General features: G+C 61.5%; 18 protein-coding genes. All 18 read right to left on the bottom strand.

Annotation, left to right across the window (positions count from 1 at the left end; all coding sequences use genetic code 11):
• Positions 1-7: 7 nt before the first annotated feature.
• The 18 genes from rplB to HV773_RS15045 all read right to left on the bottom strand — a co-directional run bounded on the left by rplB (position 8) and on the right by HV773_RS15045 (position 17,742).
• The gene (gene rplB, locus HV773_RS15130) at positions 8-835 is read right to left on the bottom strand and encodes a 50S ribosomal protein L2 (protein ID WP_129562999.1); all 828 of its coding nucleotides are present in this window, start codon (positions 833-835) and stop codon (positions 8-10) included.
• Positions 836-837: 2 nt separating this feature from the next.
• Positions 838-1,152 (bottom strand): 50S ribosomal protein L23, encoded by a 315-nt coding sequence (gene rplW / locus HV773_RS15125; protein ID WP_028206513.1) that lies wholly within the window; start codon positions 1,150-1,152, stop codon positions 838-840.
• Positions 1,149-1,769: a 50S ribosomal protein L4 gene (gene rplD / locus HV773_RS15120; protein ID WP_129563000.1), complete on the bottom strand. Its 621-nt coding sequence runs from the start codon at positions 1,767-1,769 to the stop codon at positions 1,149-1,151. Before rplD ends, rplW begins: the two co-directional genes overlap by 4 nt.
• Positions 1,769-2,428 (bottom strand): 50S ribosomal protein L3, encoded by a 660-nt coding sequence (gene rplC / locus HV773_RS15115; RefSeq protein ID WP_129563001.1) that lies wholly within the window; start codon positions 2,426-2,428, stop codon positions 1,769-1,771. Before rplC ends, rplD begins: the two co-directional genes overlap by 1 nt.
• 200 nt (positions 2,429-2,628) lie before the next feature.
• A complete protein-coding gene (gene rpsJ / locus HV773_RS15110; protein WP_027819357.1) occupies positions 2,629-2,940 on the bottom strand; it encodes a 30S ribosomal protein S10 in 312 nt (103 codons plus the stop codon).
• A 143-nt stretch (positions 2,941-3,083) separates the two neighbouring features.
• Entirely contained in the window at positions 3,084-4,274 is a 1,191-nt protein-coding gene (tuf, locus tag HV773_RS15105) for an elongation factor Tu (RefSeq protein WP_129563002.1), read from the bottom strand.
• An 86-nt stretch (positions 4,275-4,360) separates the two neighbouring features.
• Positions 4,361-6,463 (bottom strand): elongation factor G, encoded by a 2,103-nt coding sequence (fusA, locus tag HV773_RS15100; protein ID WP_129563003.1) that lies wholly within the window; start codon positions 6,461-6,463, stop codon positions 4,361-4,363.
• A 133-nt stretch (positions 6,464-6,596) separates the two neighbouring features.
• A complete protein-coding gene (rpsG, locus tag HV773_RS15095; RefSeq protein ID WP_006053291.1) occupies positions 6,597-7,067 on the bottom strand; it encodes a 30S ribosomal protein S7 in 471 nt (156 codons plus the stop codon).
• A gap of 185 nt (positions 7,068-7,252) precedes the next feature.
• On the bottom strand, positions 7,253-7,633 hold the full coding sequence (rpsL, locus tag HV773_RS15090) for a 30S ribosomal protein S12 (protein ID WP_027821136.1): 381 nt from the start codon (positions 7,631-7,633) through the stop codon (positions 7,253-7,255).
• Between the two features lie 302 nt (positions 7,634-7,935).
• Positions 7,936-9,783: a DNA helicase RecQ gene (gene recQ / locus HV773_RS15085; RefSeq protein WP_129563005.1), complete on the bottom strand. Its 1,848-nt coding sequence runs from the start codon at positions 9,781-9,783 to the stop codon at positions 7,936-7,938.
• Positions 9,784-9,927: 144 nt separating this feature from the next.
• On the bottom strand, positions 9,928-10,854 hold the full coding sequence (locus HV773_RS15080; protein ID WP_217481915.1) for a hypothetical protein: 927 nt from the start codon (positions 10,852-10,854) through the stop codon (positions 9,928-9,930).
• 131 nt (positions 10,855-10,985) lie between these two features.
• Positions 10,986-11,966, bottom strand: a complete 981-nt coding sequence (locus tag HV773_RS15075; protein WP_129563007.1) for an ACP S-malonyltransferase — start codon at positions 11,964-11,966, stop codon at positions 10,986-10,988.
• Entirely contained in the window at positions 11,935-13,329 is a 1,395-nt protein-coding gene (locus HV773_RS15070) for a hypothetical protein (RefSeq protein WP_129563008.1), read from the bottom strand. The genes HV773_RS15075 and HV773_RS15070 overlap by 32 nt, the downstream gene beginning before the upstream one ends.
• 40 nt (positions 13,330-13,369) lie before the next feature.
• A complete protein-coding gene (locus HV773_RS15065) occupies positions 13,370-14,233 on the bottom strand; it encodes an outer membrane lipoprotein-sorting protein (RefSeq protein WP_129563009.1) in 864 nt (287 codons plus the stop codon).
• Positions 14,234-14,243: 10 nt separating this feature from the next.
• Positions 14,244-14,999, bottom strand: a complete 756-nt coding sequence (locus HV773_RS15060) for an SDR family oxidoreductase (protein WP_129563010.1) — start codon at positions 14,997-14,999, stop codon at positions 14,244-14,246.
• A 40-nt stretch (positions 15,000-15,039) separates the two neighbouring features.
• Complete coding sequence (locus tag HV773_RS15055; protein ID WP_129563011.1) at positions 15,040-16,368, bottom strand: ABC transporter permease; 1,329 nt, start codon at positions 16,366-16,368, stop codon at positions 15,040-15,042.
• A complete protein-coding gene (locus HV773_RS15050; RefSeq protein ID WP_129563012.1) occupies positions 16,365-17,051 on the bottom strand; it encodes a hypothetical protein in 687 nt (228 codons plus the stop codon). The genes HV773_RS15055 and HV773_RS15050 overlap by 4 nt, the downstream gene beginning before the upstream one ends.
• Positions 17,035-17,742 (bottom strand): ABC transporter ATP-binding protein, encoded by a 708-nt coding sequence (locus HV773_RS15045; protein WP_129563013.1) that lies wholly within the window; start codon positions 17,740-17,742, stop codon positions 17,035-17,037. Before HV773_RS15045 ends, HV773_RS15050 begins: the two co-directional genes overlap by 17 nt.
• Positions 17,743-17,760 lie beyond the last annotated feature (18 nt).

Here is a 17,760-nt window from a genome sequence, read left to right as displayed (position 1 = left end):
CTACTCCTTAACGCTTGTGACGGCGCTGGACGATCATGCTCGTCGTGCGCTTGTTGCTGCGGGTGCGATAGCCCTTCGCCGGCGTGCCCCACGGGCTCACCGGGTCGCGACCAGCCGCAGTCTTGCCTTCGCCACCACCGTGCGGGTGGTCGACCGGGTTCATCGCAACGCCACGGACCGTCGGGCGGATACCGCGCCAGCGGTTCGCGCCAGCCTTACCGATTTGACGGAGGCTGTGCTCTTCGTTGCCGACTTCACCGATCGTTGCACGGCATTCAACGTGCACGCGACGGATTTCGCCCGAACGCAGACGAACCTGCGCGTAGACGCCTTCGCGAGCCAGCAGCATGGCCGACGTGCCAGCCGAACGCGCGATCTGCGCGCCCTTGCCCGGCAGCATTTCGATGCAGTGGATCGTCGTACCGACCGGAATGTTGCGGATCGGCAGCGTGTTGCCTGCACGGATCGGCGCTTCCGAACCCGACATCAGCGGCGTGCCAACCGTCACGCCCTTCGGCGCGATGATGTAGCGGCGCTCGCCGTCTGCGTAAAGAACCAGCGCAATGTTCGCGCTACGGTTCGGGTCATACTCGAGACGCTCCACCTTCGCGGGGATGCCATCCTTCGTACGACGGAAATCGATCACACGATAATGCTGCTTGTGACCGCCACCTTGGTGACGCGTGGTGATGTGACCGTTGTTGTTACGGCCCGCCTTCACGGATTGCTTTTCGAGCAGCGGTGCGTACGGCGCGCCCTTGTGCAGATCCTTGTTGACGATCTTCACCATCGCGCGGCGACCCGGCGAGGTCGGCTTAACTTTCACGATTGCCATGATTACTTGGCCTCCGCTTCAAAGTTGATTTCCTGGCCGGGCTTCAGGCAGACGTACGCCTTCTTCACGTCCTTGCGCTTGCCGTTGAAGCGGCCAAAGCGCTTGGCTTTGCCCTTCTGGACCAGCACGTTGACGGACTCGACTTCCACCTTGAACAGCAGCTCGACAGCAGCCTTGACTTCCTGCTTGTTCGCGTCCGGCGCGACTTCGAAGACGACTTGTTCGTTCTTCTCAGCCACCAGGGTCGCCTTTTCGGAGATCACCGGTGCGAGCAGGACCTGCATCAAACGATGATCGTTCTTGCGAATCTCGCTCATGACAGCAACTCCTCGATCTGGGCAACCGCAGCCTTCGTGATCAGGATCTTCTTGAAGTAGATCAGCGAGAGCGGGTCGGCAAAGCGCGGCTCAACGACTGCCACGTGGGGCAGGTTGCGCGACGCCAGGAACAGGTTCTCGTCGACCGTGTCGGTAATGACCAGCACGGATTCGAGACCCATGGCCTTGAACTTTTCGGCCAGCAGCTTCGTCTTGGGCGCTTCGAGCGAGAACTCTTCGACGACCGAGATGCGGCCTTCGCGGGCCAGCTGCGAGAAGATCGAGCAGAGGCCTGCGCGATGCATCTTCTTGTTGACCTTGTGCGAGAAGTTTTCTTCCGGCGAATTCGGGAAGATGCGACCACCGCCACGCCACAGCGGGCTCGACGACATACCGGCACGAGCACGGCCCGTACCCTTCTGGCGCCACGGCTTCTTGGTGGTGTGCTTGACTTGCTCACGATCCTTCTGCGCGCGGTTACCGCTGCGCGCGTTCGCCTGGTAGGCGACAACGATCTGGTGAATCAGTGCTTCGTTGTAGTCGCGGCCGAACACGACGTCCGACGCGTTGACTGCAGCACCTTCTTGACCATTAGCGTTCAGGAGCTTCAGTTCCATTATTGCGCTCCTTTCTTGGCGCGCGCCTTGACGGCCGGCGTCACGAAAACCTTGCCGCCCTTAGCACCCGGCACGGCACCCTTGACCAGCAGCAGCTTGCGCTCTGCGTCAATACGGGCGATTTCGAGGTTTTGCACCGTTACGGTTTCGTCACCCATGTGACCGGTCATGCGCTTACCCGGGAACACACGACCCGGATCCTGCGCCATACCGATCGAGCCCGGCACATTGTGCGAGCGCGAGTTACCGTGCGAAGCACGACCCGAAGCGAAGTTGTAACGCTTGATGGTACCGGCGTAGCCCTTACCGATCGAGGTGCCTTGCACGTCGATCTTCTGGCCTTCCGTGAAGAGTTCCACACCGATCACAGCGCCAGCGGACAGTTCGGCAGCCTTGGCGGCGTCGATCTGGAATTCCTTGAGGATTTCACCGGCTTGAACGCCAGCTTTGGCGAGATGACCTGCGAGCGGCTTCGTCACGCGCGATGCGCGGCGAGTACCGAAAGTAACCTGCACGGCCGTGTAGCCGTCGGTTTCTACAGTCTTGATCTGCGTCACGCGGTTGTCGGACACGTCCAGCACGGTCACGGGAATCGAATCCCCGTCAGCCGTGAAGATACGCGTCATGCCAACCTTGCGACCTACGAGTCCAAGGCTCATCGTTTTCTCCATTCCCGACTGCGATTGGTCGGGGCTAATTTACAAAGTACCGGCATGTTTTCTGGGTAAAGGCCAGAAAGGGACACACCGATTTTTTGCGCAGATGCGCGAAAAGACGTCAAGTATAACGTCCTTCCACGATTCCCGCAAGCAATCAAAGACTTAGCGCGATCAGGCGATCCCGGTCGCGCTCGAGACTCTTACTGCAGCTTGATTTCGACGTCCACGCCAGCCGGCAGGTCCAGCTTCATCAGCGCGTCAACGGTCTTGTCCGTCGGGTCGACGATGTCCATCAGGCGCAGGTGGGTACGGATTTCGAGCTGATCGCGCGACGTCTTGTTGACGTGCGGCGAACGCAGGATGTCGAAACGCTGGATGCGCGTCGGCAGCGGCACCGGACCGCGAACGATGGCACCCGTCCGCTTCGCCGTTTCGACGATTTCAGCAGCCGATTGATCGATCAGGCGATAGTCGAAAGCCTTCAGGCGAATACGGATTTTTTGGTTCTGCATGGCAATTCCTTGAAAAGAGCGAGGCGGACTTGCGCCGCCAGACAATATAAAGAGCGCGGGACCGGCCTGCGGCGGAGAGCCGCAGGCCGGTCCCAAGTACGTCAACTTCTACTGCTTACAGCAAGCCGGATATTCTACCCGATTTACTCGATGATCTTCGCGACCACGCCGGCGCCGACGGTACGGCCACCTTCGCGGATTGCGAAGCGCAGACCTTCTTCCATCGCGATCGGAGCGATCAGCTTCACCGTGATCGACACGTTGTCGCCCGGCATGACCATTTCCTTATCCTTCGGCAGCTCGATCGAGCCCGTCACGTCCGTCGTACGGAAGTAGAACTGCGGACGGTAGTTGTTGAAGAACGGCGTGTGACGGCCGCCTTCGTCCTTGCTCAGCACGTACACCTCAGCCGTGAAGTGCGTGTGCGGCGTGATCGAACCCGGCTTCGCCAGAACCTGGCCGCGCTCCACGTCTTCACGCTTCGTGCCGCGCAGCAGGATACCGACGTTGTCGCCTGCCTGCCCCTGGTCGAGCAGCTTGCGGAACATTTCCACGCCCGTGCAGGTCGTCTTCACCGTCGGCTTGATACCGACGATTTCGATTTCCTCGCCGACCTTGACGATGCCGCGCTCGACGCGACCCGTCACCACCGTGCCACGACCCGAGATCGAGAACACGTCTTCCACCGGCATCAGGAACGCGCCGTCAACTGCGCGCTCCGGCGTCGGGATGTACGTGTCCAGTGCGTCGGCCAGGTTCATGATCGCCACTTCACCCAGCTCGCCCGTGTCGCCTTCCAGCGCCAGCTTGGCCGAACCCTTGATGATCGGGGTGTCGTCGCCCGGGAAGTCGTACTTCGACAGAAGTTCGCGCACTTCCATTTCGACTAGCTCGAGCAGCTCGGCGTCGTCGACCATGTCGCACTTGTTCAGGAACACGATGATGTACGGAACGCCAACCTGACGGGCGAGCAGGATGTGCTCACGCGTTTGCGGCATCGGGCCGTCAGCGGCCGAGCACACCAGGATTGCGCCGTCCATCTGTGCCGCGCCCGTGATCATGTTCTTCACATAGTCAGCGTGGCCCGGGCAGTCGACGTGTGCGTAGTGGCGGTTAGCCGTTTCGTACTCGACGTGCGCGGTGTTGATGGTAATACCACGTGCCTTTTCTTCCGGCGCTGCATCGATCTGGTCGTATGCCTTGGCTTCGCCGCCGAACTTCTTGGTCAGAACCGTCGTGATTGCTGCCGTCAGCGTGGTCTTGCCGTGGTCAACGTGACCGATCGTGCCCACGTTCACGTGCGGCTTGGTCCGTTCGAATTTACCTTTTGCCATGTTTCTCTTCTTTCAAAAAAGTGGTGAATCGGTGACTGAGCGATGCGAACCAGGCGCTAATGCCCGGTTCGCTTTTGCGCCGATGCTTACTTCGCCTTCGCGCTGATGATCGCGTCGGCCACGTTACGCGGTGCTTCTGCGTAGTGCTTGAATTCCATCGTGTACGTTGCGCGGCCCTGCGTGAGCGAGCGCAGCGACGTCGAGTAGCCAAACATTTCCGAGAGCGGCACTTCGGCGCGAACGATCTTGCCGCCGCCAACCATGTCTTCCATGCCCTGAACGATACCGCGACGGCCCGACAGGTCGCCCATCACGTTGCCCATGTAGTCTTCCGGCGTTTCGACTTCGACGGCCATCATCGGTTCGAGGATGACCGGCTGCGCCTTGCGCATTGCTTCCTTGAACGCCATCGAACCGGCCATGCGGAACGCGTTTTCGTTCGAGTCAACATCGTGGTACGAACCGAACGTCAGGTGAACCTTGACGTCGACGACCGGGAAGCCCGCCAGCACGCCGGCCTTCAGCGTGTCCTGGATACCCTTGTCGACCGCAGGGATGTATTCACGCGGAATCACACCACCCTTGATCTCGTCGAGGAACTCGTAGCCCTTGCCCTGCTCGTTCGGCTCGAGCGTGATGACCGCGTGACCGTACTGGCCGCGACCACCCGACTGCTTGACGAACTTGCCGTCCACGTCCTTCGCCGTTGCACGGATCGTTTCGCGGTATGCAACCTGCGGCTTGCCGACGGTCGCCTCCACGCCAAATTCGCGCTTCATGCGGTCAACCAGAATTTCGAGGTGGAGTTCGCCCATGCCCGAAATGATGGTCTGGCCCGATTCTTCGTCCGTCTGGACGCGGAACGACGGGTCTTCCTGTGCCAGGCGGTTCAGGGCGATACCCATCTTTTCCTGGTCAGGCTTGGTCTTCGGCTCGACGGCCTGCGAAATCACCGGCTCCGGGAACACCATGCGTTCCAGAATGATCGGGTTCGCCGGGTCGCACAGCGTGTCGCCCGTGGTCGCTTCCTTCAGGCCCACCGCCGCAGCGATGTCGCCTGCACGAACTTCCTTGATTTCTTCACGGTTGTTCGCGTGCATCTGCAGAATACGGCCGAGGCGCTCCTTCTTGCCCTTGGTCGAGTTCAGCACCGTGTCGCCCGAGTTGACGACGCCCGAGTACGCACGGAAGAAGATCAGTTGGCCGACGAACGGGTCGGTCATGATCTTGAACGCGAGTGCCGCGAACTTCTCGTCGTCGGCTGCGCGGCGCTCGGCCGTCTCGCCGTTTTCGAGCTCACCCTTGACCGGGGGAATGTCCACCGGCGACGGCAGGAAGTCGATCACGGCGTCGAGCATGCGCTGCACGCCCTTGTTCTTGAACGCAGTGCCGCACAGCATCGGCTGGATTTCGCACGCGATGGTCCGGTCGCGGATCGCCTTGACGATTTCCGCTTCGCTCAGCTCTTCGCCGCCGAGGTACTTTTCCATCAGCTCTTCGCTGGCTTCGGCCGCCGACTCGATCATCTTTTCGCGCCACTCGTTGCACGTGTCAGCGAGTTCCGCCGGGATGTCGACGTAGTCGAACTTCGTGCCTTGCGAGGCTTCGTCCCAAATGATCGCCTTCATCTTGATCAGATCGACGACGCCCTTGAAGGTGTCTTCCGCACCGATCGGCACCACGACCGGAACCGGATTTGCCTTCAGGCGGGTCTTCAACTGGTCGTAGACCTTGAAGAAGTTCGCGCCGGTACGGTCCATCTTGTTGACGAATGCGAGACGCGGAACCTTGTACTTGTTCGCCTGACGCCACACCGTTTCCGACTGCGGCTGCACGCCGCCCACTGCGCAGTAAACCATGCACGCGCCGTCGAGCACGCGCATCGAGCGCTCGACTTCAATCGTGAAGTCGACGTGGCCCGGGGTGTCGATGATGTTGATGCGGTGTTCCGGATAGTTACCAGCCATGCCCTTCCAGAACGCGGTGGTAGCAGCGGAGGTAATCGTGATGCCACGCTCCTGCTCCTGCTCCATCCAGTCCATGGTCGCAGCGCCGTCGTGAACTTCACCAATCTTGTGGTTCACGCCGGTGTAAAACAGAATGCGCTCGGTCGTCGTCGTCTTGCCGGCATCGATGTGAGCGCTAATACCGATATTGCGGTAGCGCTCGATAGGAGTCTTGCGAGCCACTTTGATCCTCTATGGGGAGGTGCGCGCCGGGTTCGACCCAACGCGCCTGAACACAAACGGGCGAGGCGCTCGATAAGCGCACCCGCCCGGATTTTTTTCCGCTTTTTGAGCAAACCCCGGTAGGGGCTTTCTCTTAGAAGCGGAAGTGCGAGAACGCCTTGTTCGCTTCTGCCATCCGGTGAACTTCGTCGCGCTTCTTCATCGCGCCGCCACGGCCTTCGGCCGCTTCGGAGAGTTCACCTGCCAGACGCAGGGCCATCGACTTCTCGCTACGCTTCTTCGCGGCTTCACGCAGCCAACGCATCGCCAATGCCATACGACGCGAGGGGCGCACTTCGACCGGAACCTGATAGTTCGCACCACCAACGCGGCGGCTCTTCACTTCCACCACCGGCTTCACGTTGTTGAGCGCAACAGTGAACACTTCCAGCGGGTCCTTGCCACCCTTGGTCTGGATCTGTTCGAAAGCGCCGTACACGATACGCTCGGCAACCGACTTCTTGCCGGAGAGCATCAGCACGTTCATGAACTTGGCTACATCAACGTTGCCGAACTTCGGATCCGGCAACACTTCCCGCTTGGGGACTTCGCGACGACGCGGCATGTTTCTTCCTTTAACTTTTCAGTTGAAGCGTGGAGAAAACCCAACGCTCCGCGGCCACCAACTAACCCGATTCATCTCACGACTTACCAGCCTGGTCGGGTGACCACTTACTCGACAGCACCGGCCAATCCGGCACCTGTCGCTTTTATCGCCGGCACTCTTGCGAGCACGACGACACTTGACTCTTACTTCGCAGCCTTCGCGCGCTTTGCGCCGTACTTCGAACGAGCCTGCTTACGATCCTTGACGCCCTGGGTATCCAGCGAGCCGCGAACCATGTGGTAACGCACACCCGGCAAGTCCTTCACACGGCCGCCGCGGATCAGCACAACCGAGTGCTCTTGCAGGTTGTGGCCTTCACCACCGATGTACGAAATGACTTCGAAGCCGTTCGTCAGACGAACCTTGGCGACCTTACGAAGTGCCGAGTTCGGCTTCTTCGGCGTCGTCGTGTACACGCGGGTGCACACGCCGCGACGCTGCGGGCAGTCCTGCAAGGCCGGCGACTTGCTCTTCGTGACTTCCGAAGTGCGGCCTTTGCGAACCAGTTGATTGATGGTTGGCATTGTTTATTCCTGAAATTGAACAAAATCGACGCATTTATTCCCGGGCAAAGCGGAAAACCATGCGTATCGAACTCCGGATTCCGAAAATGGCAGGCATTTTTTGCGCTGACCAGCCGACGAATTAGTCAAACTAACCGACGCACGCAAGCATCCCAGAAACCGGAACCCAGCATGATATTCCGAAAATGCCAAGCGAGTCAACGGCTTGCGACATTTCGGACGACGGAGGATGTGGCGGTTGCGTGACACGCAGCGGGCGCACCATGCCGATGCCGCGGCGATGTGCCGCTGCACCAGCGCGCTCAATCGTCGCCGACGACCTCGACCAGCTCCTCGCCGAAGCGCTCGAGCTTGCGGGCGCCGATACCCGGAATATCGCGCAATTCGTCGACCGACTCGGGGCCGTTGCGGGCGATCTCCGCCAGCGTGGCGTCGTGGAAGATCACGTAGGCGGGTACGCCCTCGCTCTTCGCGGTATCGGTGCGCCACAGCCGCAGGCGCTCCCAGCGCGCACGCTGGCGCGGGCTCATGCCGAGGGTCGGATCAGCGCGCTCGCTGGTGCGGCTCGACGAGGTGCGGGTGCGCGTGGGCTTCACATAGCGGCGCATCGTGACCTGCTGCTCGCCCTTGAGCACGGGCTTGCTTGCCTCCGTGAGCACGAGCGCGCCAAAGCCGTCGTGATCGACGGTGAGATAGCCGAACGCCACCAGTTGCCGAAAAATGGCACGCCATTCGGCTTCAGAAAGCGCCGAGCCGATGCCGAACGTCGAAATTTTCTCGTGCCCGCGCTGCATGATCTTTTCGCTGCGATTGCCGCGCAGAATGTCGATCAGGTGGCCGGCGCCGAAGTTGAAACCGCTCGCGCGCTGCGCACGGAACACGCACGAAAGCGCCATCTGCGCCTCGCGCGTGGCGTCCCACGTGGCCGGCGGCTCGATGCAGGTGTCGCAGTTGCCGCAGGGCTTGCTCGCTTCGCCAAAGTACGCGAGCAGGCGCACGCGGCGGCATGTGGCCGTCTCGCACAGGCCGAGCAGCGCGTCGAGCTTGCCGGTCTGGACGCGCTTGTGCTGCTCGTCGGCGTCGGACTCGTCGATCATCTTGCGCTGCTGCACGACGTCGCCGAGACCATAGGCCATCCACGCATTGGCCGCCAGCCCGTCGCGGCCCGCCCGGCCGGTTTCCTGGTAGTAGCCTTCCACGCTCTTGGGCAGGTCGAGGTGCGCGACGAAACGCACGTCCGGCTTGTCGATGCCCATGCCGAACGCAATGGTTGCGCACATGACCACGCCTTCCTCTCGCTGGAAGAGTTCCTGGTGCTTCTGGCGCACCTCGAACTCCATGCCGGCGTGGTACGGCAAGGCGCGTACGCCCTGCCCCTTCAGCCACTCCGCGGTCTCTTCCACCTTGCGGCGCGAGAGGCAGTAGACAACGCCCGCATCGGTCGTGCCGTCGGCGCGTGTGTGCTCCGCGCGGATGAAGTCGAGCAGTTGCGTGCGCGCATTGTCCTTCTCGACGATGCGGTAGCGGATATTCGGCCGGTCGAAGCTCGACACGAAGATGCGCGCGTCGTCGAGCGCGAGACGGTGCACGATCTCGTCGCGCGTGATCGCATCCGCGGTGGCGGTAAGCGCGATGCGCGGCACGTCGGGGAAACGCTCGTGCAGGATCGAGAGCTGAATGTACTCGGGCCGGAAGTCGTGCCCCCATTGCGACACGCAGTGCGCTTCGTCGATGGCAAAGAGGCCGATGCGCGCGCGCTCGAGCAGATCGAGAAAGCGCGCCGTCATGAGCCGCTCGGGCGCGACATAGAGCAAATCGATGTCGCCCTCGCGCAGCGCGCGCTCGGTGGCGGCGGCCTCGGCGCCGGTGAGCGTGGAATTCAGATACGCGGCGCGTACGCCCACTTCGGTGAGCGCGGCCACCTGGTCCTGCATGAGCGCGATGAGCGGCGACACCACGATGCCGGCGCCGTGGCCCGCTTCGTGGCGCACGAGCGCCGGGATCTGATAGCACAGCGACTTGCCGCCGCCCGTGGGCATGAGCACCAGGGAATCGCCGCCCGCCGCGACATGCTCGACGATCTCGGCCTGCTGCCCTCTAAAGGCGGGATAACCGAAGACTTCGTTGAGGATTTCGAGGGAGCGGGACATGAAGGCGGCACAGGTGATGATGCGGAGTTGCCGCATTTTACCAACCCCCACCCGCCCCGACCGCCAATCTCCGCGACATTGGCCAATCGGCAGACGGGCAGGCTGGCGCGCGGCCCGACATCGCCCGCCCTCAGGCAGGCAATGCTAATCCGTGGGCAATGCCAGTTTCACGTCCTTGAACGTCAATAGCACACGGCGCTCGCCGTCCCGGGCTTCGGTCAGATCACGGTGCATCGACACGCAACGCTCGCCGGCATACATGAACACCAGCGGCACGAGGGCAACGCAATAAAGCGGCACGAAGCCCGCCCCTGGCGCCCACTTCTCGAATGCCGCGCATACAAGCGCCGCCCAGATGACGGTGGATACCAGATAGAGCGTATAGCGACCGATTGCGGACACGCCGAACCAGCGGCTCGGCGCTCCGGCGAGCCTGATGAACTGCTCATCCGCTTTGCCCATCAGCAGTTCGCCCGTCAACGTGGCGCGCCTTGACCGGGACGCAAAGCCAATCATGAAAGCGCACACAATCACCAGCAAGATCGCAAAGGCCACCACGAACGGCGCGTAGCCGTAACCGTGCTCGAGCGAGTAGGCGGGCTTGTCCCGCACCGGCAGCACCAGTGTGAAATTGGTGACAATAGCGAAAAACAGATCGGCCGCGATCAGCCGCCGCGCGCGGTGCGGCGACGGCGCCGCGGACTTGCCGCCGAGAATCCTCAGCGCGTCGTGAGCCCCCGCGTGCGCCGCCAGAAGCGAAAAGCCCGCCGTCGCGGCAGGCAGCAGCACCAGGGTGTAGCACCAGGCATAAAGGGCGAGATGCTGCGGAACGAATGTCATCGCTAACGCACAACTGAGCGCCGCAAACGCAAAGCCCACCACCGCCGCCAGCCAGGGACTTCGCGCCAGCATGCCTTGCCACGTCCTGTCCTCGGTATCGGGCGGCCATTGCGGATTCTGATCGAAGACCTTGCCCGCGCGAATCGTGTAGAACCAATAGCCGCCACTGTCACGGGCAATGGCAAAAAAAACCGACGCGGAAATCATGCCGAGCCCCGCAATCGCCTGCACGATCGAAAGGTCTGGTGCGTTACGCGTCAGCGAAGACACCAGTACAGCGGCAATCACGGCAGTCACGGCGGCGGTCGCGCTCACACGACGCCGGAGGTATTCGGAAGAACTCGGCACCATCGCAACCTCGCTCAGCAGATTGGCTCGGCTGGCTCGCATTGCGCGGACCAGTCGTCGAAGCACGAAACGTCGAGTTGCGCGCCCACGGCGTAATGCGACGCGAGCATGTGCGTGAGCATTCTTTTCGCCCCCATTTCGGCGAAATGCTTGCAGCCGCGCGCGAGCATCGTATCCATCGTTTCCCGCCAGCGCACCGTTTGGGTCAGGTGGCCGCACAGGTTTTCGACGATGACGTCCACATCCTCTTCAATGCGGGCGCTCAGATTCATATAGACCGGATGCACCGGCTTGCGAACCGCAAGCGAGCGAAGCGCCTCGCGCAAACGCGGCACGGCCGGCGCCATCAGATGGCTGTGCCACGCGCCGTTGACCGGCAGCTTCACGACGTCGTAGCCACCGCGCTGCACCTCCGCGATCATCGCCTTGACGTCCGATGCCGTCCCGGAGAGGACCTGTTGACGCGGTGAATTGTCGTTGGCGATCTGCACGCGTTCACTAGCGCCCGATTCGTCGAGCATGCGCTGCAGCGTGGGCCGCTCGATGCCTTTCACCACGTACATCGCGCCATCGCTCGCCTCGGCCATTTCCTCCATCAGGTTGGCACGCGCGGTAATCGCCTTGAAGAGCGTGGGCATGTCGAAGGCGCCGGCCGCATAGAGCGCCGCGTATTCGCCCGCACTGTGCCCGGCGAACACCGGCCGCTCGATCGCCACGCTCTCGCGCAGGCGCTCGAACATCGCGACGCTCACCGTGGTCACGGCAAGCTGCTGAAAGCGCGTGCGCGTAAGCCTGGTCATCGGCCCTCTGCGGCACAGCTTGCGCACGTCGACCCCGGAATAGTCGCTCGCGCAGTCCCACACAGCGGTCGTGGCAGGCGACACGTCGCAAACTTCGGCCCCCATGCCGATGGCCGGATTTCCCTGCCCCGGGAACAGAAAAACGTGATCGGAAATCACACGCTCAAACGATGATTCGCGTTCCTGCATAAACATATCCCCTCCTGCCGAATTGCCCGAATTCAGAACGGCTCGAGCCGAAACTCATTGATACGCCCGTGTACAGCTCGACGTGATTGTTTGCATAGGTGCTCACTCGTGCGTTGACGTACGCACTGCCGTCGACCAGATTCGTCGTCGCCGACGCGGTCCAGTCGAGCTTGCGAATCGCCTGCTTCTTTGAACTGACGAAGACGGTCGCATAATGCTTGCCGAGCAGGTTGCCCCCGCGATTCGCGTTGTCCGTCTCCGAGCCGAAAAGGCTCGAATATTGGTCGTAGCCCGACGCCAGGCTGTTGGCGACGGGGGGCGGCAAGCCTTTCGCATAGCCGCCGTTGATAAACGTGACCGTATCGAAGTAGCTCTTCCATTCGTTGCGGCTGTAGCCCTGGCTCTGGCCGTAGTATTCGATGCCGTATTCCGTGCGCTCGGAATCGGTGTAGCGCAGGCCAACGGCAATATCGGTACGCGCACCGGTCCGGTCGATCGAAAAAGGATCGCCTACGTTCTCATACGAGCGGATGGCCGCCGCCTTGTCCATGTTCAAATGGCGCCAGCGCTGTCCCTTGCTGACCGACGCCTGCGCGCCCAGCATGAGGTTGTCCGTCAAATAGCCGCTGGTTCCCAGGGCGAGCACGTTGTAGTCGCCCACCACCGCCGCGACGGTAGGATTGAAATTGCTCAGCCCCGAAGACGTGTATGCCGCGTAAAAGCGATTGTTGGAGTTGGTGCGCTCGAGCGAACTCCATTTTTCCGCGGATTGTGCCTGGTCGTTGTTGGTCGCAAGTTTCGGCAAGTAAGCGAGGTCGACCGTGCCGTAGTCGTTGTACGCGGTCACGCCCGCTCCCACCGACCCTTCACGATAGAACCCGTAGCGGTTCGTGTCGCCATTGTTGACGAGCGTCGAGCGCAGATTTCCCGACGTATTGCGAACCACGTCGAGCGGATTCTGCGAAAACAGATTGCCGTTATTGCGCTCGATTTTGCCGACGTCGAGGAAGATCTGATCAGAGGGCTTCCAGGTGACGTACCCCTCGTTGAGAATGGCAAGGCCGCTGTCCTTCTTGCCGTCGAGCGTGCCGGGATCTTCCGTACCCGCCGCGTACTGCGCGCCCGCCGTCGCCTTCGCGCTGATCTGCTCGGAAAGCTGGCACGAGACCGTCCCGCTGGCATAGCCATCAAAAGCGAAATTCCTGCGAAACGCGTCGTCGCCCCACAAGCTGTCGCGCGTGAACGTGTCGACGCCCTCGAGGCCCACGTAGCCGCGCGCGGAAGCGCAGTCGAGCGCATGCGCTGGCGTCGCGGACCACTGCGCCCCCAGCGCGGCAAAACACGTTAATGCAACCCGGTTCTTCCCCATCTCTGTCCTGTCATGTCATGTCCACAGCGGCTCGTGCGGATCAGTTCATCCGCATGAGATAGTCGACCTGGAAATAGCTTTCCGGCAGCGACTCGAAGCGCACATCGGAATAATCCATCGTCGTGTAGTTTTCCTTACGAAGCGAATCCTCGACGATGATTCGATGCGGACGCATCTGCCCAAGCTCCGCACGATAGTCGCTGTAATACGACCGCTTGATCACCACGCCGGAATCGGACATGAAGTCGGCTCGCCATGGATAGAACGTATCCTTCTCGACCCAGTACATGATCTTCGGGTACGTCACGAACGGCCAGCGCCGCTGCAACGAGAGGCGATAGCACGTCGTCTTGCCGCAAGCCTCTTCGCCCTGCAGCTGCGAGACATACGAATAATCGAAATCCGCCGCAACCACGTCGCCGTTCGAAATCTGCCCGATGAGCCGCTGCTGCTTGGAGATCGGTATCGGCCGGCGCAGATCCGGCGCGTAGTACCACATCTTTTCGTAGTCCGACAGCATGGCCTTGCCCTTGTCCTTGACCGGCTCGACAAAGCGCACGAGCGCGCGCGCATCGCCCTTCTTCGCACGCTCCGCCGGCTTGTAAAAGCGCATGGAGATGTCGAGCGTCTGCTGCATCACGCTCTTGCCGCCCTGAAACTCGTTCAGCTTCACGGTGTAGCGGAACGATTCGTTCGGCGCGCGGATGCGATCGGCCGTGCGAATGATCTGCTGGGCCTGAGCGTCCTGCTGCACGGGAGCACCGCTTTCGCTCGGCGCCGACGGGGCAGACGACTGGGCCGCGGAGGGCGCCGGCGGAGCAAGCGGAATCGCATCGTCTGCCGATGCGACCGATGCAGCACCCGCGAGCAACGCCGCAACCAGCGCTTCTTTCCTGTATTTCATCGGCGCCTCCTCAAGCTGACAACCCGCCACCCAGATCGGCAAGGACCGTCGCGCCGCGAATAGCCGAGGATTTCGGCGACATCAGGAACGCCACGATTTCAGCAACCTCTTCGGGTTCGATCGCCCAGCGGCGATTGCCTGCTTCGAAGCGCGCAACCGCTTCGGGCCACATTTCCTTGAGAATCGGTCCCATGTCCGTATTGACGAGACCGGCGCAGACGCCATTGACTCGCACGTTGCGGTCATAGAGTTCGACTTCGAGGTAGCGCACAAGATTCTCGAGCGCCGACTTCATGATGCCGAGCGGATACTTCGGCATGACCACGCGGCTGCCCATGCTCGAGAGAATGCAGATCGTGCCGCCATCCTTCATCATCGGAACCACTTCGTTCACGCACGCAACGTTGCCAACGAGGTTGCTGTTGAGCAGCAGTTTCCAGTCGAACTTGTTCATGTCGAGGAACGGCTTGAAGGGCGAGGCCGCAGCGTTCAGTACGAGATGGTCGATTTGATCGACGCCATCGGCGCGCAGCGCTTTCATCATGTTCTCGACGTCGCGGGTCTCGGCGATATCGCCCTTGACCAGCTTGACATCGATACCCTTCACCTCATCGCTCTGCATGAAGCGTTGCAGATTCGCAATCGACTTACCCTGCTCCGAGCGGTAGTTCAACAACAGGTCGTAGCCCTCCGCGGCCAGCACCCGTGCAATCGCGAAACCAATGCCACGGCCCGCCCCGGTAATCAAAACGCGCTGCTTCTTCATTTACTTCTCCCTTGGTGGTCTAAAAATGTTGATATGTACTTCAAACAAATCGGAATGCTTCGGCAATGACGAGATTTGCAGCTCGCCGCGCCGGCATGATCGATGCAATCACAGCGGTAACCAGCGGCAGCGCGCACGCAAACCAGAACAAGCGGTAATCGCCGGTCCACCTGACAAAAGCCAGATATCCCTGGGTGTAGCCCGGCGAAGGCGGCATCGGCACGCCGTTGATGTTGATCAGCTCCGCGAGACCGATCCCCAGCACAACGCTGATCAACGCACCGAGCAGGCCGATCACGATGCCCTCGAGCATGAAGAGCCGGCCAACGTGGCGCTTAGTAAGGCCGAGCGCGCGCAGCGTCGCGATTTCCCGGGTGCGCTCTATGACACTCATCATCAACGTGTTACCGATCATGAAGACGACGATCACGCTGACAAGCGCCTTGATGAAAAAGAAAATGCCCTCGAACAGATTGACGACCTGGTGGTAGTACACGGCGAGATCGGACCACGAACGCGCTTCGAGCGACAGATTGCGCGCCTTGATGATCTCGTCGATGCGCCGCATGGCTGCGTCGGTATAGTCCGTGTCGTCGAGCAGGATGATGATCCGGCTCACGTTCGAGGTCTGCAGCAGACGTTGCACAGTCTTGAGCGGCAGCTTGATGTTGGTGTCGTCGTACTCCTTGATGCCCGAGGAGAAAACCCCGCGAACCTGTACCGACATCGCGTTCTGCCCGCCCCCGGGCGTCACCACGAGCAGATCGGTGTAGTCGTCGTATTGCGCCTTCAGCGCCGCGGCAACGCCCGAGCCGATCGTCACGCCCTGCGGCTGGATACGCGAGAGATCGCTCCCGGACACCACGCGATCGAGCGCGCCAATTTCGAGCGAGGTCTCGGGCTCCACGCCCACGCCTGTGAAAAAGGTCGATACGCCGCTTTCATAGCGGGAAATGATTCCCGAAAACTCGATGCGGCCAGTCACGGTCTTGATATGCGGCCCGATCACCGGGTCGGTGCGCAAGATGCGCGCGATCTCGTCATAGTTGGAAATGCTATGCGTCATGGTGCCGACTGCCGCGCCGCTCTCGAGATAGCCTTTTTCGTAGAGCTGGATGTGGCCGACGTTGGTGCGGATCGTCTGCTCGCGCAAAGCCCAGAAGGAGTAGTCGACAAAGCCGCCGAACAGAAAGACCGCGACACCACCGAGAACGATGGCGAGCAACGTCATGCCCGAGCGCCTGCGCTGGCGAAACAGGTTCAGAAAAACATACTGAATGTCGGTGCGCCGCCAAAGGCACGCGCCCAGCGCTACCGCGAGGGCATAGACCATCACGGCGTTCGACAAATAAAACAATGCAGTGCTCATCGCAGCTCCTTCACGACGGGTTCCAGCACGCTGGCAATCTCGGCCGGCGCAAGCGGCGGCGGCGGCGGAGCCGAAGCGGCCCGTTCAGGACTGCCGCCCGCCAGCGACCAGCTCTTGCGGCACGCGTCCTGAGCGCGCTCCCGCATGAGCCCGATCATCGGCATCAGATCGCGCGGCACTGCCGCATCCGCATCGAGGTACCCGATATCCTTGAGCGCAACCACGCAGCGTCCATTCGAAGGCGGCGAGAAAGCGTCCACTCGCGTGCGCAGATAGCGCAGCCTCCAGTTGTCCGGCGCACTCTCCGCCGCTTCGTCGACATAGAAAAATCCCTGCTTCGCGCGCTCTGCCGCCTGCAAGAAATTCTTTTTGTCGAGATACTGCAGCGCCAGGCGCAACTGGCCGTATCCGTAGTACATCTTCGCGTCGAGGTCCGCTGGATTGCGCGTGAGCGTCGTCCTGAGTGCCGACACTGCGCGATCGAGGTCGGAGCCCGACACGCGCTGCGCAATCGCGAGAATCGCCTGCGCACGGGCGTCGCCTGCGCTCTGCTTGCTCAGGGCGGACAGCATCGCCGCGCTTTGCGCCGCATCGCTCGCCGGGGTATCCGCCATAGCCTGCGCGCTCGCGAAGAGCGTCGCGACGATAGCGCCGCGCAATAGCGCCTTAATTTTGCTGCCCATCCCGCTTGAGCCTCCCATCCTCGATCTCAATGACGCGTCGCGCCCGGTCCTTCAATTGCAGCGAGTGGGTGGAAATCACAAACGTCGTCTGCAACTCTTTGTTCATGTCGAGCAGCAAATCGACGATCTCCTCGCCTGTATGCGTATCCAGATTCCCCGTCGGCTCGTCGGCCACGACCAGCGCGGGACGCTTCACGAGCGCACGCGCAATGGCGGCACGCTGCTGCTGCCCACCGGAAAGCTCGCCCGGTCGGCGTTTGTAATGCGCGATCAGACCCACGCGCTCGAGCATCGACATCACTTCGTCGCGCGCTTCGGCCCGGCTGTGCCCGTTGAGCATCAACGGGTAGTACACGTTGTCGAATATGCTGAGGACCGGCAGCAGGTTAAAAAACTGAAACACGAAGCCGATCGTCTTCGCGCGCAGCGCAGCAGCCGCGACGTCGCTCAGACTTCCGAAATCGTGGTTGAGGAGCAGTGCGCGCCCTTCGGTAGGCGCGTCGATGCCAGCCATCAAATTCAGCAGCGTGCTCTTGCCGCTGCCCGACGGCCCGCACAGCGCGACGAATTCGCCCGGCCGTATCGCGAGATCGATGCCCTTCAGGGCGTGCACCGCCCCGGCACCAGTTCCGTAACGCTTTCCAGCGCCCTGCATATGGACGATCGGCAAGGGTTGAACGTCAATCGTCATGACCGCTCCTCCCATCGT

The organism is Paraburkholderia caffeinitolerans, assembly GCF_902859945.1.
GTDB lineage: Bacteria > Pseudomonadota > Gammaproteobacteria > Burkholderiales > Burkholderiaceae > Paraburkholderia > Paraburkholderia caffeinitolerans.
The sequence above is the reverse complement of the archived record's forward strand: the minus strand, read 5'-3'. Positions and strand labels throughout refer to the sequence as shown.

Coding starts and splice junctions, on each gene's coding strand:
- rplB (WP_129562999.1), bottom strand. CDS start 835: ATGGCAATCGTGAAAGTTAAGCCGACCTCGCCGGGTCGCCGCGCGATG.
- rplW (WP_028206513.1), bottom strand. CDS start 1,152: ATGAGCGAGATTCGCAAGAACGATCATCGTTTGATGCAGGTCCTGCTC.
- rplD (WP_129563000.1), bottom strand. CDS start 1,769: ATGGAACTGAAGCTCCTGAACGCTAATGGTCAAGAAGGTGCTGCAGTC.
- rplC (WP_129563001.1), bottom strand. CDS start 2,428: ATGAGCCTTGGACTCGTAGGTCGCAAGGTTGGCATGACGCGTATCTTC.
- rpsJ (WP_027819357.1), bottom strand. CDS start 2,940: ATGCAGAACCAAAAAATCCGTATTCGCCTGAAGGCTTTCGACTATCGC.
- tuf (WP_129563002.1), bottom strand. CDS start 4,274: ATGGCAAAAGGTAAATTCGAACGGACCAAGCCGCACGTGAACGTGGGC.
- rpsG (WP_006053291.1), bottom strand. CDS start 7,067: ATGCCGCGTCGTCGCGAAGTCCCCAAGCGGGAAGTGTTGCCGGATCCG.
- rpsL (WP_027821136.1), bottom strand. CDS start 7,633: ATGCCAACCATCAATCAACTGGTTCGCAAAGGCCGCACTTCGGAAGTC.
- recQ (WP_129563005.1), bottom strand. CDS start 9,783: ATGTCCCGCTCCCTCGAAATCCTCAACGAAGTCTTCGGTTATCCCGCC.
- HV773_RS15075 (WP_129563007.1), bottom strand. CDS start 11,966: ATGTTTATGCAGGAACGCGAATCATCGTTTGAGCGTGTGATTTCCGAT.
- HV773_RS15070 (WP_129563008.1), bottom strand. CDS start 13,329: ATGGGGAAGAACCGGGTTGCATTAACGTGTTTTGCCGCGCTGGGGGCG.
- HV773_RS15065 (WP_129563009.1), bottom strand. CDS start 14,233: ATGAAATACAGGAAAGAAGCGCTGGTTGCGGCGTTGCTCGCGGGTGCT.
- HV773_RS15060 (WP_129563010.1), bottom strand. CDS start 14,999: ATGAAGAAGCAGCGCGTTTTGATTACCGGGGCGGGCCGTGGCATTGGT.
- HV773_RS15055 (WP_129563011.1), bottom strand. CDS start 16,368: ATGAGCACTGCATTGTTTTATTTGTCGAACGCCGTGATGGTCTATGCC.
- HV773_RS15050 (WP_129563012.1), bottom strand. CDS start 17,051: ATGGGCAGCAAAATTAAGGCGCTATTGCGCGGCGCTATCGTCGCGACG.
- HV773_RS15045 (WP_129563013.1), bottom strand. CDS start 17,742: ATGACGATTGACGTTCAACCCTTGCCGATCGTCCATATGCAGGGCGCT.